Annotated in this window: 15 protein-coding genes and 1 pseudogene; 6 read left to right on the top strand and 10 right to left on the bottom strand. The window is 72.8% G+C overall.

The window, feature by feature from the left end; translation table 11 throughout:
• Positions 1–108: 108 nt before the first annotated feature.
• Positions 109–1,290, bottom strand: coding sequence for an MFS transporter (locus FHX81_RS28905; protein ID WP_246108017.1), 1,182 nt, complete (start codon positions 1,288–1,290; stop codon positions 109–111).
• 158 nt (positions 1,291–1,448) lie between these two features.
• Here FHX81_RS28905 and FHX81_RS28900 point away from each other — a divergent pair, with 158 nt between their 5' ends.
• From FHX81_RS28900 to FHX81_RS40820, 3 genes and pseudogenes are all read left to right on the top strand, one after another.
• Positions 1,449–2,126: a FadR/GntR family transcriptional regulator gene (locus tag FHX81_RS28900; protein ID WP_141981178.1), complete on the top strand. Its 678-nt coding sequence runs from the start codon at positions 1,449–1,451 to the stop codon at positions 2,124–2,126.
• A gap of 134 nt (positions 2,127–2,260) precedes the next feature.
• Positions 2,261–2,374 (top strand): annotated as a pseudogene (locus FHX81_RS42210) (epoxide hydrolase N-terminal domain-containing protein); the annotation flags it as partial.
• Between the two features lie 5 nt (positions 2,375–2,379).
• Entirely contained in the window at positions 2,380–2,526 is a 147-nt protein-coding gene (locus tag FHX81_RS40820; RefSeq protein ID WP_170232207.1) for a hypothetical protein, read from the top strand.
• Positions 2,527–2,690: 164 nt separating this feature from the next.
• Here the strand turns inward: FHX81_RS40820 and FHX81_RS28890 are convergent, their stop codons facing one another.
• Positions 2,691–3,599 (bottom strand): LysR family transcriptional regulator, encoded by a 909-nt coding sequence (locus tag FHX81_RS28890; protein ID WP_141981176.1) that lies wholly within the window; start codon positions 3,597–3,599, stop codon positions 2,691–2,693.
• Between the two features lie 73 nt (positions 3,600–3,672).
• Between FHX81_RS28890 and FHX81_RS28885 the strand changes: the two genes are divergently transcribed.
• Positions 3,673–4,572, top strand: coding sequence for an EamA family transporter (locus FHX81_RS28885; protein WP_141981174.1), 900 nt, complete (start codon positions 3,673–3,675; stop codon positions 4,570–4,572).
• Here FHX81_RS28885 and FHX81_RS40815 read toward each other — a convergent pair.
• Positions 4,558–4,707, bottom strand: a complete 150-nt coding sequence (locus tag FHX81_RS40815; protein WP_170232206.1) for a hypothetical protein — start codon at positions 4,705–4,707, stop codon at positions 4,558–4,560. The two genes, FHX81_RS28885 and FHX81_RS40815, sit on opposite strands and share 15 nt — an antisense overlap.
• Before the next feature lie 164 nt (positions 4,708–4,871).
• On the opposite strand from FHX81_RS40815, the gene FHX81_RS28880 reads away from it, so the two are divergent.
• A complete protein-coding gene (locus FHX81_RS28880; RefSeq protein ID WP_246108015.1) occupies positions 4,872–5,813 on the top strand; it encodes a pentapeptide repeat-containing protein in 942 nt (313 codons plus the stop codon).
• Positions 5,814–6,144: 331 nt separating this feature from the next.
• Here FHX81_RS28880 and FHX81_RS28875 read toward each other — a convergent pair whose 3' ends face one another.
• Positions 6,145–7,668 (bottom strand): cobyric acid synthase, encoded by a 1,524-nt coding sequence (locus FHX81_RS28875; protein WP_141981172.1) that lies wholly within the window; start codon positions 7,666–7,668, stop codon positions 6,145–6,147.
• Between the two features lie 42 nt (positions 7,669–7,710).
• On the opposite strand from FHX81_RS28875, the gene FHX81_RS28870 reads away from it, so the two are divergent.
• Positions 7,711–8,409 (top strand): alpha/beta fold hydrolase, encoded by a 699-nt coding sequence (locus tag FHX81_RS28870; protein ID WP_141981170.1) that lies wholly within the window; start codon positions 7,711–7,713, stop codon positions 8,407–8,409.
• Here the strand turns inward: FHX81_RS28870 and map are convergent.
• From map to ispG, 6 genes are all read right to left on the bottom strand, one after another.
• Entirely contained in the window at positions 8,396–9,253 is an 858-nt protein-coding gene (map, locus tag FHX81_RS28865) for a type I methionyl aminopeptidase (protein WP_141981168.1), read from the bottom strand. The two genes, FHX81_RS28870 and map, sit on opposite strands and share 14 nt — an antisense overlap.
• A gap of 48 nt (positions 9,254–9,301) precedes the next feature.
• Complete coding sequence (locus tag FHX81_RS28860; protein WP_141981167.1) at positions 9,302–9,706, bottom strand: type II toxin-antitoxin system VapC family toxin; 405 nt, start codon at positions 9,704–9,706, stop codon at positions 9,302–9,304.
• The gene (locus FHX81_RS28855) at positions 9,703–9,975 is read right to left on the bottom strand and encodes a type II toxin-antitoxin system Phd/YefM family antitoxin (RefSeq protein WP_141981165.1); all 273 of its coding nucleotides are present in this window, start codon (positions 9,973–9,975) and stop codon (positions 9,703–9,705) included. Before FHX81_RS28855 ends, FHX81_RS28860 begins: the two co-directional genes overlap by 4 nt.
• Positions 9,976–10,002: 27 nt before the next feature.
• Positions 10,003–11,817 carry a penicillin-binding transpeptidase domain-containing protein gene (locus tag FHX81_RS28850; RefSeq protein ID WP_141981164.1) on the bottom strand — a complete coding sequence of 605 codons (1,815 nt, stop codon included), beginning with the start codon at positions 11,815–11,817 and terminating at the stop codon, positions 10,003–10,005.
• A 30-nt stretch (positions 11,818–11,847) separates the two neighbouring features.
• On the bottom strand, positions 11,848–12,702 hold the full coding sequence (locus FHX81_RS28845) for a GNAT family N-acetyltransferase (RefSeq protein WP_170232205.1): 855 nt from the start codon (positions 12,700–12,702) through the stop codon (positions 11,848–11,850).
• A 70-nt stretch (positions 12,703–12,772) separates the two neighbouring features.
• On the bottom strand, positions 12,773–13,930 hold the full coding sequence (gene ispG / locus FHX81_RS28840) for a flavodoxin-dependent (E)-4-hydroxy-3-methylbut-2-enyl-diphosphate synthase (RefSeq protein ID WP_141981162.1): 1,158 nt from the start codon (positions 13,928–13,930) through the stop codon (positions 12,773–12,775).
• Between the last annotated feature and the right edge of the window lie 19 nt (positions 13,931–13,949).

Raw genomic sequence — 13,949 nt, 5'->3', positions numbered from 1 at the left:
GCGACCGGGTCTCCCGTTCGTGTCCGTAACCGACACATCGCACGGCGAAGACGAGGCGTTATCAGCTACCGGGTCCGGCGGCGCCGGCCACCGGGCCCGGGGCACCGGCTACAGGGTCCGCGGTCGACCCGCCACCCACCCCAACGCCGTCAGCGCGACCAGCAGACCCACCAGGACCAGCATCGACAGCGTCCACGTCCCGGTCGCGCCGCGCAGCACGCCGAACGCGAACGGCCCGGCGGCCGAGATCAGGTACCCGATGCTCTGCGCCATCGCGGACAGCCGCGCGGTGTCCGCGCCGGACGACGTCCGCAGCGAGATCATGACCAGCGCGAGCGGGAACATGCCCATCCCGACGCCGATCAGCACGATCCACAGCCCGGGTGCCGCCGCGGGTGCGAGGGCCAGGCCCAGCACACCCAGCACCGACAGCACGCCCAGCGCCAGCACCAGCCACGACTGCCCGGCCCACCGCGTCGCCAGCGGCGGCACGACCAGGCTCACCGGCACGCCCAGCACCATCGTGATGGCCAGCAGCAGCCCGGCGGTCGTCCGGTCCACCCCGGAGTCGACCAGGATCTGCGGCAACCAGCCCATCACCGTGTAGGCCAGCAGCGACTGCAACCCGAAGAACACCGTGATCACCCAGGCCAGCGGGCTGCGGAGCAACGACCGGCCCGCCTTCACCGACCGCGTCACCGGCCGCGCCGACAAGCCGTGCCGCGCGCCCGCCAGCCACACCAGCAGCGCCGCCAGCGACAGGAACGCCCACGCGCCGACCGCCGGCCGCCACGACCCGAACACCGACTCCAGCCCCGGCGTGAAGGCCGCGCCGACCGCCGCCCCGGCCGCCAGCGCGGCCGTGTAGACGCCGGTCACGAGCCCCACCCGCCCCGGGAACGACTCCTTCACGACCACCGGGATCAGCACGTTGCACACCGCGATCCCGGCACACGCGACGAACGTGCCGCCGAGCACCGCCGCCGGGCCGTCCACGATCCGCAGCACCAGGCCGACCGTCAGCACCAGCAACGACAGCGCGACCGCGCGCGCCATCCCGAACCGCCGACCCAACCACGGTGCGAGGAACGCGGCGAAGCCGAAGCAGAGCGTCGGCACGGCGGTCAGCAGGCTGGTCCACGCGGTCGACACGCCCAGTGACGCGCGCACGTCGCCCAGCACGGAGGCCAGGCTCGTGACGGCCGGGCGGAGGTTCGCGGCGGCCAGCGCTACGCCGATCGCCAACAGGGTGCTGCCGACCAGGGCAACTTGGCGGTTCCGCCGCACCACACCGGCAGCAGTGCGGCCAGGATGGTCGGCGATCGTCGCATTGGCACCGCCATCGGTGGCAGTGTGGGCAGTCGACGGTGACCAGTCTGGCCGGGTCTGCTGGATTGGCACCCGGCTACTATCGCAGACATGGGATGTTCGGATGAAAGGATGACGCTGTGCCGTTGGCCACTACTCGGCGGGCCGGGCTCGTCGACCAGGTGATCGACCAGATGAGGGGGGCGATCACCGCCGGTGAATGGCCGGTCGGCCGGCGCATCCCGCCGGAGCCGGAGCTGGTCACCGCCCTGGGCGTGGGTCGCAACACCGTGCGGGAGGCGGTGCGCGCGTTGTCCCACGCCGGGCTGCTGGAGGTCCGCCAGGGCGACGGCACGTTCGTCCGCGCGACCAGCGAGCTGTCCGGCGCGGTCCGCCGGCTGTGCGGCAGCGAGCTGCGCGAGGTCCTGCAGGTGCGCCGGACGCTGGAGGTCGAGGGCGCGCGCCTGGCCGCGACCCACCGCACCGACGACGAGGTCCGCCGGCTCGAGGAGCTGCTGGCCGAGCGGGACGAGGCGCTGGCCGCCAAGGACTGGGCGCGGCTGGTCGAGCGGGACACCGCGTTCCACGTGCTGCTCGTGCAGTGCTCGCACAACACCCTGCTGGCCGAGCTGTACCAAGGGCTCACCGAAGCGGTCCGGGCCAGCATCACGGCCACGGTGGAGAACGACCACGAGGACGACCACGTGTCGCACACCGGCCTGCTCGACGCCGTGCGCGACCGCGACGCGGCCCGTGCCACCGCCGAGGCGGGCGGCTTCCTGGAGGACCTGCTGGAGCGGCACAAGGACCAGGCCTGACCGCGCGGAGTCGCACCAACCCCGCGACCGGGGCCATCACGCCGTTCCGGGTCGAGATCCCGCAGGTCGACGTCGACGACCTGCGGGCACGCCTGGCCGGCGCGCGCTGACCGACCGACGCGACCGGCGCGGGCTGGGACTACGGCGTGCCGGTGGCGCACCTGCGGGAGCTGGCCGACCACTGGCTGCACCGCTACGACTGGCGCGCCCGGGAGGCGAAGCTCGACGCCCACGGGACCTGCCGCTGACCAACGTGTCGGTCCACTGGTTCACCGGCACCGCCGGGTCGTCCGCCCGGCTGTACAAGGAAGCCGCGGCCACCTGGGGCCGGCCGCGCCCGTCGACCACGCCCACCGCCGTCGCCGTGTTCCCGCACGAGACAACGCTCCCGGTGCGGTAAGGGCTTCCACGTCGGGGCGGAGACCTCCCGCGGCGGCGGATTTCCGCAGGAGGCCTCCTGGTGAGTGGCTTGACCGGGCCGAAGCACCCGCTGCCCCCGACGACCCACACCCGATAGTCGTCGCTTTCCGGCCCGCCGCAACCACGGGATGCCCGATCGTTACCTCACGCGGTCTCCCGTTGCTCCCAACAGTCGCGCAACGCCGCCAAAGTGGCGGTCACGGCGGGACGACGACCGGCCTGCGTGCGCCACACCGCGAACACGCGACGGGTGGGCGTCGGCCGGAACGGCACCGCGCGCACGGAGTCCGGCAGCGCGCCGCGGCCGAGCCGGGGCAGCAGCGCCACCCCGATCCCCTTGCCCAGCAACGCCAACTGCGTCTCGTACTCGGCGATCCGGTACGCCAGGTCGGGTTCCATGCCCGCGCCGCGGAAGGTGTTCACCAGCCAGTCGTGGCAGATCGTGCCCTCCGGCTGGCAGATCCACCGCTCGCCCGCCAGGTCCTCCGGCACCACGTGGTCCCGGTCCGCCAGCGGGTGCGAGACCGGCAGCAGCACGTCCGCGACGTCCTCGCCGAGCCGCGCCCGCGACACCGGCTCGGGCACGGCCAGCGGCGCGTTCACCCAGTCGTGCGTGACAGCCAGGTCCAGCTCGCCGCGCGCCACCGCCTCCAGGCAGTCCGGCGGGTCGAGCTCGACCAGCCGCACGTCCAGCTGCGGGTGGCGCTCGGCCAGTCGCACCACGGTCGCGGGCAGCAGGCCGCGCGCGGCGGTGGCGAACGCGCCGACCCGCAACTGCCCGACGGCCGCGCCGCGCTGCTCCTCCAGCGCCACCTCGGCGTGCTCGACCAGCGCGAGCACCTGCTTGGCCGTGGCCGACAGCAGGTGCGCCGCGTCGGTCAGCACGACGCCGCGGCCCCGGCGTTCCAGCAGCCTCGTGCGCGTTTCGCGTTCCAGCTTGGCGATCTGCTGCGACACCGCGGACGGCGTGTAGCCCAACGCCGTGGCCGCCGCGCCGACCGAGCCGTGCTGCGCGACCGCGTGCAGGGCGCGGAGGCGTCCGAGATCCAGCATGTAGCGATCCTAAACCGAAAACTTCAGAACTCGTCGCTGGTGCTAAACGATGTTGCCGCTGAGACTCGGAGGTGTGAAACCACGCCACGTCGCGATCGCGGTGCTCGTCGCCACCATCTGGGGGGTCAACTTCGTCGTCATCAAGGTGGGGCTGCGCGATTTCCCGCCGCTGTTCTTCTCCGCGCTGCGGTTCCTCGCCGCCGCCGTGCCCGCGCTGTGGTTCGTCGGCAAGCCCAAGGTGGCGTGGAAGTGGGTCGTCGCGGTCGCGCTGGCGCTCGGCGTGGCCAAGTTCGGGTTGCTGTTCGTCGGGATGGCGGCCGGGATGCCCGCCGGGTTGTCGTCGCTGGTGCTCCAGAGCCAGGTGTTCTTCACCGTGCTGTTCGCGGCCGTGCTGCTGCGGGAACGACCGCGGGCCGTGCAGCTCGCCGGCATGGGCGTGGCGGCGGCGGGGATCGTGCTGATCGCGGTCGACTACGGCGTGGGCAGCCCGATCACGGCCTTCCTGCTGGTGGTCCTCGGCGCGGTGGCGTGGGGCCTGGCCAACGTCGCCACCCGGTACGCCCGGCCGCCGGACCCGATCAACTTCATCGTGTGGGTCAGCGCGGTCGCCGTGCTGCCGCTGTTCGCCCTGTCGCTGGTGTTCGAGGGCGCGGCCGCGGACCTGGCCGCGTTGCGCGGCCTGAGCTGGACCGGCGTCGGCTCGATCCTGTTCATCGCGTGGGTGTCCACCCTGCTCGGCTTCGGCCTGTGGAACCTGCTGCTGCGGACCTACGAGGCCGGCACCGTCGTCCCGTTCGCCCTGCTGGTCCCGGTGGCCGGGATGCTGTCCGGTTGGCTGCTGCTCGACGAGGCGATCACCACCGTGCGCCTGGGCGCCGCCGCACTGGTGATCATCGGCATGGCCGCGACCACGTTGAAGCGCCGGGAACGCCGCGTGGCAGAACCGGAGCTGGTCGGCTCAGCGGCGGCGTGACTCCGCCAACCGCTTGCGCACGCCGCGCACCATGTCGTCCTGCCCGAGCTCCTCGTAGCGCCCGATCGCGTCGAGCCACCAGCATCGCGCCGGCTCGTGGTCCCGCACCCGGCGGACCGGGATGCCGCGGGCCACCCGCGCCTCGGGCAGCCGGTCGCCGTGCTCTGAGCTCGTGCAGCACCCGGCAGTGGTCCCGGTGCCGCCGGTGGAACAGGAAGCCCGTGAGCGGGAACGCCCGGCCTCCCAACCGCCCGCATCGGTGATTGACGGCCCGCCGGCGGTGCGTTGGGCTGGAGGCCGTGGAGCACCGCGTGCTGTCGGCCAGGACGATCGTGTTCTGGGCGGTCGGGTTGGGTGGCGTGGCGGCGGGGTCCGTGGTGCTCCTGCTGGTCACGCTGGGGACCGGTGAGCCGCAGGACGGGGTTCGGCTGGACGTGGTCCGCACCGCTTCCAGCATCGTGCTCGGCACGGGCGGTGCGGCGGCGTTGCTGCTCACCGCGCGCCGCCAGCGGTACGCGGAGCTGGACCTGGTGCAGAAGGACCACGACGCGACCGAGCGCCGGGTCACCGAGCTGTACGGCAAGGCCGCCGACCAGTTGGGCAGCGACAAGGCTCCGGTGCGGCTGGCCGGGCTGTACGCGCTGGAACGGCTGGCGCAGGGCAACCCGGCGCACCGGCAGACGATCGTGCACCTGATCTGCGCCTACCTGCGGATGCCGTTCACCCCGCCACCCGAGGCGAGGGTGCGGACTCGGGTCGGGCCGCGGGACGCGCACCGGTTCCAGGAGCTGGAGGTCCGCCAGACCGCGACCGCGCTGCTGGCCACCCACCTGCGCCCGGACCGGCCCGAGGCGTTCTGGCCCGACATCTCGCTCGACCTGTCCCACGCGACGCTGGTCAAGCTGACCCTGACGCACGCCCGGATCAGGTCGGCGTCGTTCGCCGGCACCACGTTCGTCGGCGCGACGGCGTTCCGCGGCACCGCGTTCACCGGGACCGCCGACTTCCGCGACACGCGCTTCCGCGACGTGGCCGACTTCCGGCGGGTGGAGTTCGGCGACTCGGTGTTCCGCGGCGCGGAGTTCGAGGGCGGCACGGACTTCGGCGTGCGCACCGCGGCCAAGCTGGCCGGAGCCCGGACGCGGACCCGTGACGTGCGGCGGAAGTGGCCGGCGGGGTGGGTGGAGCGGGCGGCGGAGGCCGACTGGGCCGTGCTCACGGCCGTCCGCGACGCACCCTGATCCGACGGGCGACGTATCCCCCGGCACACCGCCCGCACCTTCACTGTGTGACTACCCGTGAGCGGAGGTGTGACATGTGCGCCTTCTTCCGCCTGTCCCTCCGCGGTAGCGCGGACAAGTGAGCGGACGTCCACTCGGACCACGCCGACTTCCCCACGCACGGATGCGACCGCACGGTCCTCGACGGGCCGACGCGGGCAGGTCCGCCCGGCTTGCAGGTCGAGCTGCCGCCCGCTGACCGTCGAGGAACCCGGTCGTCGACACGGCTCCCGCCCACCAGTGGCACCACCGCGCGGCTTGCCGGTCGCGCGCGCCCCGGGGTCGGAGGTCGTCAGGCGACAGGCGGAGCACCCGCCGGGGGGATCACCGGCAGTCCCGGTGGCGCACCCCGTTCCAGCAACGCCCACACCGCGTCGGTGTCGAGGTGGTCGGCGACCAGGTCGCCGAGCAGGTCGAGCTGCGCGGCCCGCCGCCCGGCGAAGTCCACGTCCGGGGCGGGGGTGAAGCCGTCCCGGCCCGCGTGGCCGGCGGCCCAGCGCAGCAGCGCGCGGCGGAAGGAGTCGTTCTCCAGCAACCCGTGCCAGTGCGTGCCGGCGACCCGGCCGCGCACCGCGCCCTCCGGCGTGCCGTCGGGCAGCGTGACCAGGCCGGACTCCGCGTTGCGGGTCACCACGCCGTGGTGGATCTCGTAACCCGTCACCGGTTCGCCGAACGCGTCGCCGGCCGGCCGGCGCAACGTCTTGTCCGGCTCGAACCGCACGTCCAGGTCGAGCAGGCCCAGCCCCGCGACCACGCCCGCGCGCGACTCCACCGCGTCCTCGATCCTCCGGCCGAGCATCTGGAACCCGCCGCAGATGCCGAGCACCGGCCCGTCGTGCGCGGCGATCGCGTCGGCCAGGCCGGTGTCGCGCAGCCACCGCAGGTCCGCCACGGTCGCCTTCGAACCCGGCACGACCACGAGGTCCGCGTCGGCCAACCGGGACGGCTCGGTCACGAACCGCACCGACACGCCCGGCTCGCACGCCAGCGCCTCCACGTCCGTGGCGTTGGAGATCCGCGGCAACCGCACCACGGCCACCCGCAGCCACTGGTCGCCGTGCGGCGGCTCCGGCCGGCCGATCACGCCGTCCGCCGCGTAGGACAGCGAGTCCTCCGCGTCCAGCCACAGCTCCTCCCGCCACGGCAGCACGCCCAGCACGGGCCGCCCGGTGAGGGCGTCGAGCTGCCGCAGGCCGGGTTCGAGCAACGCCGGGTCGCCGCGGAACTTGTTCACCACGAACCCGCCGACCAGCGCCTGGTCGGCCGGGTCGAGCAGCGCCAACGTGCCGAACAGGTGCGCGAACACCCCGCCCCGGTCGATGTCGCCGACCACCAGCACCGGCAGGTCGGCCGCCCGCGCCAGGCCCATGTTCGCGATGTCGTTCGCCCGGAGGTTGATCTCCGCGGGAGACCCGGCGCCCTCGCAGACCACCACCTCGAAGTCGTCACGCAGGCCGTCCAGGGTCTCCAGGACGGTGGCGAACAGCTCGGCCTTGCGCTCGCGGTAGGACAGCGCGGACACCTCGCCCACGGCCCGCCCGAGCACCACGACCTGCGAGCTGCGGTCACCGCCCGGCTTGAGCAGCACCGGGTTGAACCGCACGCTCGGCGCCAACCCGCACGCGGCGGCCTGCAACGCCTGCGCCCGACCGATCTCGCCGCCGTCCGGCGTCACGACCGAGTTGTTGGACATGTTCTGCGCCTTGAACGGCGCCGTCCTCACCCCGCGCCGGGTGAGCCACCTGCACAGACCCGCCGCCAGCACGCTCTTCCCGGCGTCCGAGGTCGTACCGGCCACCAGCAACGCACTGCGCACAATGTCCCCTAGCTGTCGGTCCCGGCTGACATCATCCACGGCATGGTCGACGTCCCCGCCACGGCGGTCCTGGTGCACAGCCCCTACCTCGGGCCCGCGAGCCTGCGCCCGCTCGCCGGTGCGCTGGCCGCGCTCGGCCACCCCGTCGTGCTGCTGGACCTGCGGGTCACGGTCAACGCCGCGCCCGTGCACCAGCGGCTGCTCGGCGTGTTCGCCGACGCCGTCGAGGACGCCCTGGTGGAGGGCGACCTGGTGCTCGTGGGGCACAGCGGCGCGGGACCGCTGCTGCCCGCGTTCGCCGACGCGTTGGAGACGCCCGTGCGCGGGCTGGTGTTCCTCGACGCCGACCTGCCCACCCCGGGGCGCAGCTGGCGCGACGACGCGCCCGCCGAGCGGATGGCCCACCTCAAGGCCATCTCGCGCGACGGGCTGATGCCGCGCTGGGACCTGTGGTTCGCGCCCGAGGCGCTGTCGGCGATGGTGCCCGACGTGCGGCTGCTGGAGGAGATCGTGTCGGAGGCGCCCGAGGTGCCGCTGGCGTTCCTGAAGGAGCCCCGGCCCACCGTGGCGTGGACCGGGCCGTGCGCGTACCTGAGGCTCAGCCCCTCCTACGACACCGCCGCCGCGGCGGCACGGGAGCTGGGCTGGCCGGTGGTGGAGCTGGACAGCCACCACCTGGGCGCCGTGACGTCACCCGAAGAGGTGGCCACCGCGCTGGTGCCGCTGCTCAGCAGACGGTGAGGATCTCCGCGCCGTCCGCGGTGACCACGATCGTGTGCTCGAACTGGGCGGTCCAGCTCTTGTCGCGGGTGGTGACCGTCCAACCGTCGTCCCACAGGTCGTGGTCGATGCCACCGAGGGTGATCATCGGCTCGATGGTGAACGTCATGCCCTCCTCGATGATCGTGGGCACGTGCGGCGCGTCGTAGTGCAGCACGACCAGGCCGCTGTGGAACGTGCGGCCGATGCCGTGACCGGTGAAGTCGCGGACCACTCCGTACCCGAAGCGGTTGGCGTAGGACTCGATGACGCGGCCGACCACGTTGAGCTGCCGTCCCGGCTTGACCGCCTTGATGGCGCGCATGGTGGCCTCGTGGGTGCGCTCGACCAGGAGGCGAACCTCCTCGCTCACGTCGCCCGCGAGGAACGTGGCGTTGGTGTCGCCGTGCACGCCGCCGATGTAGGCGGTCACGTCGACGTTGACGATGTCACCGTCCTCGACCACGGTCGAGTCGGGGATGCCGTGGCAGATGACCTCGTTCAGCGAGGTGCAGCAGGACTTGGGGAAACCGCGGTAGCCGAGCGTGGACGGGTACGCGCCGTTGTCGCACAGGAACTCGTGCGCGACCGCGTCGATCTCGTCGGTGGTCACCCCGGGCACGATCACCTTGCCCGCTTCCTGCAACGCCTGCGCCGCCAGTCGACCCGCGACCCGCATCGCCTCGATCACCTCGGGTGGCTGCACCCAGGGATCGGTGTTGCGCTGGGGTTCGGGCCGGTCGACGTACTCGGGGCGCTCGATGTGGGCGGGCACGGGACGGCGCGGGGACAGCACACCTGGCTGGAGGACGGCACGCACGGACATGCCCTCCAGGTTACGGCTCAGCGTGATGAGGCATGCGCCACGTGTCCCCTACGCGGTCGCTTCGCTCGTTCCGGGGGAGGCGATCGGCAGCCCCATCTCATCGGCGGCGGTGAGGAGCCGCTTGTCGTAGGCCACGAACGCGTCGAGGTCCACGCGCAGCCGCAAGGCCGACGCGAGGTGGATGGCGTCGAGGCTGCGCAACTCGGCCGACAGGGTGCCTGCCTCGCCGAGGAGGTCGAACGTCATGGGGATCATGTCGACCCCTGACAACACCCGACGTGCCTTGTCCGCCAGTCGGGTCGAGTCGCGCCGGACCGCGCGGAGCACCTCGGTGCGGGCGAGGGCGCTGCTGGCCACGGGAGCGGTGGATGACCCGAGCCAGTCGTGGAGCGCGGCGCTTTCGGCCTCGGCGCGGACGAGCTTCACCAGGGCCGACGAGTCGAAGTAGATCAAAACCGGTCCTCTCGCTGCCACTGCAGCTCTGCCGACACGTCGAGGTCCGACTGGACGGGCGGCTCGAGGAGCACGTTCCGACCGGCGTCCGCCGGGATCAGCTCACCGCTGATCCTGAGACGCTCCCGGAGGGTCACCTCCGGCGGAGGCGGACTGATCACCGCGACCGGCACACCGTGGTCCGTCACGGTGATCGACTCCCCCGCCGCGACCCGACGCAGGTACACGCTGGCGTTCTGCCGCAGCTCGCGCACACCGATCGATTCCATGTGCTACATGGTAGCACATTGCTCCGTTCAGCCCAACGCGGCCAGGAAGCGGGCCGAGGCGTCGACCGCCGGTGCCGAGCTGTTCGTGCCGAGCAGCAGGGTCGCGAAGGCCACGTCGCCGCGGTAGCCCACGAACCAGCCGTGGGAGTTCGTGCCGTCGCCGAACTGGGCCGTGCCGGTCTTCCCCCGCACGTCGCCGTAGGGCTTGAGCTGCGGCGCGGTGCCGGTCTGGACGACTTCCCGCATCATCGCCCGCAACGGCTCCAGCACGGCGGGCGCCGGCGGTGGCGGGGTGCGGTCGACCTTCGTCTCCCGGCCCTTCAGCAGCGTCGGGACCGGCATCTCGCCCGTCGCCGTCGTCGCCGCCACCACCGCCATGCCGAACGGGCTGGCCAGCAGCTTGCCCTGGCCGAAGCCGTCCTCCGCCCGCTCCACCACGTCGGTCGCGGGCGGCACGGAACCGGTGATCGTGGTGATCGCCGGGATCTCGAAGTCGACGCCCAGGCCGAACCCCTCCGCCGCCGCGGGCAGCGCGTCCGGCGCCATCCCGGCGGCGAGCTGCGCGAACGTCGTGTTGCACGAGAACGCGAACGCCGAGTGCAGCGGGATCGTGCCCTTGTCGAACTCGTGGTCGTTCGGCACGACCCGCCGCCCGTCGATGACCGCCTTGCCCGGGCACGGCAGCGGGGTGTCCGCGGTGACCTGCCCGGACGCCAGGGCCGCCGCCGCCGTCACGATCTTGAACGTGGACCCCGGCGGGTAGCGGCCGGTCAACGCCACCGCGCCCTCCGCGTCGGCCGGGCCGTTCTGCGCCACGGCCAGCACCTCGCCGGTCGACGCCTGCAACGCGACCAGCATCGCCGCCTGCGGCACGGGCTCCAGCGCGTCCTCCGCGGCCGCCTGCACGGTCCGGCTCAACGCGGTCGAGATCGCCTGCGCGGGCTCGGGCGCCTGCTCGTGCAGGGTCTCCACCTCGTCACCGGCCGCGTTCACCGTGTACACGCGCAGCCCCGCCTTGCCGGCGATCTCCTCCTCCACCGCCTCGCGCACGGCGGGCAGCACCTGGGAGCCGAACGTGCGCGACGGCGCGAGCAGGTTCGTCTGCGTCGTGAACCGCACCCCGGGCAGCTCGTAGATCACGGGCTTCACGGTCTGGTAGTCCGCGTCGCGCAGCGCCGCCACCTGGTAGACCTGCCCGGCGGGCACCTTCGACACCCCGTCCAGGATCGACGCCTGCGTGATCGCGGCGTCGATCGGGGTGAGCGCGGCGGCCAGCGCGGCGGCCACCGCGCCCACGTCGCCGGCCTCCTTGGCGTCGAGCAGGATCGACACGACCTGCTCGGGCGCGAGCAGCGGCGTGCCGTCGCGGTCCAGCACCGGCGCGAGCGCGGGCTTGACCTCGGCCACGCCCAGCGTCTGCTGCACGGCGAGCTTGGGGTGCACGACCGAAGGGGCCCAGTGCACCTTCCAGTCGTCCTCCGCGCGCCGCAGGTCGAACCTGGTCTGGTAGCTCCACGCGTGGTCGTGCCCGAGGTTCCAGTCGAGCTGCGCGGTCGCGTCGGCGTTGGACGACTCGCCCGTCGAGCGCACCTGCTCGACCCGGGCCGTCAGCCCCTCGGGCTTGAGCACCTCGCGGACCTTGCCCAGCACGTCCTTGGCGCCGCCCGGGTCGTCGGTCAGGCCGGCGGCCCCGTCGACGTCGCCCGCGGCGATCCTGGCCAGGAAGTCGCCCGCCACCTGGTCGGGCCCGGGGCGGGAGGAGAACAGGCCGCAGCCGCTGACGAGCAGCAGGACCACCCCGGGAAGAACCACCCTGGCGAGGGCCACCTTGCGCGCGATCACGGCGCCGAGTATGCCGTGCGGTCCCGACGCTCAGAACAGCACGGTGGCGTACTGGCCGACCTGGGAGAACCCGATCTTGCGGTACGCCGCCTTGGCCACGTCGTTGTAGGAGTTCACGTACAGCGACGCGGTCCGGCCCAGGCCGCGGACCAGGCGTTCGGCCACCGCCGCGGTGCCCGCCGCGCCGATGCCGCGACCCCGGCGGTCCGGCCGCACCCACACGCCCTGGATCTGGCCGACCCGCGCCGACATGGCCCCGATCTCGGCCTTGAACACCACGTCGCCGCCCTCGAACCGGGCGAACGCGCGACCGCCCGCGATCAGCTCGGCGACCCGGGCCCGGTAGGACACGCCGCCGTCCTCGGCGCACGGGTCGACGCCGACCTCCTCGATGAACATCGCGATCGCGGCGGGCAGGTACCGGTCCAGCTCATCCGGGCGCACGGGCCGGACCAGCGGGTCCAGCGGGATCGACGGGCTGCCGCCCAGCGCCATCAACGGCTGGTCGGCGCGCACCTCGCGGGCCGGGCCCCAGTCCGGGGCCAGCTCGTCCCACAGACCGAGCACCTGCTCGGCGGGTCCGACCAGCGACGAGCACATGCGGCCGCGGCGACGGGCCCGGTCGGCGAAGCCGCGCAGCGCGGTCGCGTTGCCGCGCAGCGGGATCAGGTTGGGCCCGGCGAAGCACAGCGCGTCGACCCGGCCGCCGCGCAGCGACCGGTGGTCGTACGCCCACACCTCACCGCCGAGCCGCCACGGGTCCAGGCCCGCGACCTCGACCCGGGCGGCGACCATGCAGGACGCCACCGGGTCGGCCGCCAGCACCGCGAGAACCTCGGACAGGTCCCGCTCGTCGAGCAAGCGCGCGCCAGCCAACCTCAGCACGCCGTCAAGCCTGCCAGATGGACACCGTTACCCGCGCGTCTGCCACCCGCTCAGCCGACTCCGGGGCCGTTCAGCCGACGGTGACGACGGGCTCGCCGCCCTCGACGGTCTCGCCCATGTCCTCGGCGATGCGCATGGCCTCCTCGATCAGCGTCTCCACGATCTGGTGCTCGGGCACGGTCTTGATGACCTTGCCCTTGACGAAGATCTGGCCCTTGCCGTTGCCGGACGCGACACCCAGGTCAGCTTCGCGCGCCTCACCGGGGCCGTTGACGACGCACCCCATCACGGCGACCCGCAGCGGCACCTCCATGCCCTCCAGACCGGCCGTGACCTGCTCGGCCAACGTGTAGACGTCGACCTGGGCACGCCCGCAGGACGGGCACGAGACGATCTCCAGCTTGCGCGGGCGCAGGTTGAGCGACTGCAGGATCTGGTGCCCGACCTTCACCTCCTCCACCGGCGGCGCCGACAACGACACCCGGATCGTGTCCCCGATGCCCTGCCGCAACAACGCCCCGAACGCCACCGCGGACTTGATCGTGCCCTGGAACGCCGGACCCGCCTCCGTCACACCCAGGTGCAACGGGTAGTCGCACTGCTCGGCCAACAGCTCGTAGGCCCGGATCATCACCACCGGGTCGTTGTGCTTCACGCTGATCTTCAGGTCGTGGAAGTCGTGCTCGGCGAACAACGACGCCTCCCACAACGCCGACTCCGCCAACGCCTCCGGCGTGGCCTTGCCGTACTTCGCCATCAACCGCGGGTCCAACGAGCCCGCGTTGACCCCGATCCGGATCGGCGTGTCGTGGTCCCGGGCCGCCTGCGCGATCTCCTTGACCTTGTCGTCGAACTTCTTGATGTTGCCCGGGTTCACCCGCACCGCCGCGCACCCGGCCTCGATCGCCGCGAACACGTACTTCGGCTGGAAGTGGATGTCCGCGATCACCGGGATCTGCGACTTGCGCGCGATCGCCGCCAACGCGTCCGCGTCGTCCTGCGACGGACACGCCACCCGCACGATGTCGCACCCCGCCGCCGTCAGCTCCGCGATCTGCTGCAACGTCGCGTTCACGTCCGCCGTCACGGTCGTGGTCATCGACTGCACCGACACGGGGAACTCGCTGCCGACACCGACCGACCCCACCATGAGCTGGCGGGTCTTGCGCCGCTCCGACAACACCGGAGGAGGCATCGCCGGAAGACCGAGCATGACGCCGTCACTCATGAACTGGCACCTCTCACGT

Origin of the sequence: Saccharothrix saharensis (assembly GCF_006716745.1) — a bacterium.
Classification (GTDB): Bacteria; Actinomycetota; Actinomycetes; order Mycobacteriales; family Pseudonocardiaceae; genus Actinosynnema; species Actinosynnema saharense.
This window is presented reverse-complemented; position numbering and strand designations above follow the sequence as displayed.

Excerpts from the sequence above, each read along its gene's own strand:
- FHX81_RS28890 (WP_141981176.1), bottom strand. The coding sequence starts at position 3,599 with ATGCTGGATCTCGGACGCCTCCGCGCCCTGCACGCGGTCGCGCAGCAC.
- FHX81_RS28870 (WP_141981170.1), top strand. The coding sequence starts at position 7,711 with ATGGTCGACGTCCCCGCCACGGCGGTCCTGGTGCACAGCCCCTACCTC.
- map (WP_141981168.1), bottom strand. The coding sequence starts at position 9,253 with ATGTCCGTGCGTGCCGTCCTCCAGCCAGGTGTGCTGTCCCCGCGCCGT.
- FHX81_RS28855 (WP_141981165.1), bottom strand. The coding sequence starts at position 9,975 with ATGGAATCGATCGGTGTGCGCGAGCTGCGGCAGAACGCCAGCGTGTAC.
- ispG (WP_141981162.1), bottom strand. The coding sequence starts at position 13,930 with ATGAGTGACGGCGTCATGCTCGGTCTTCCGGCGATGCCTCCTCCGGTG.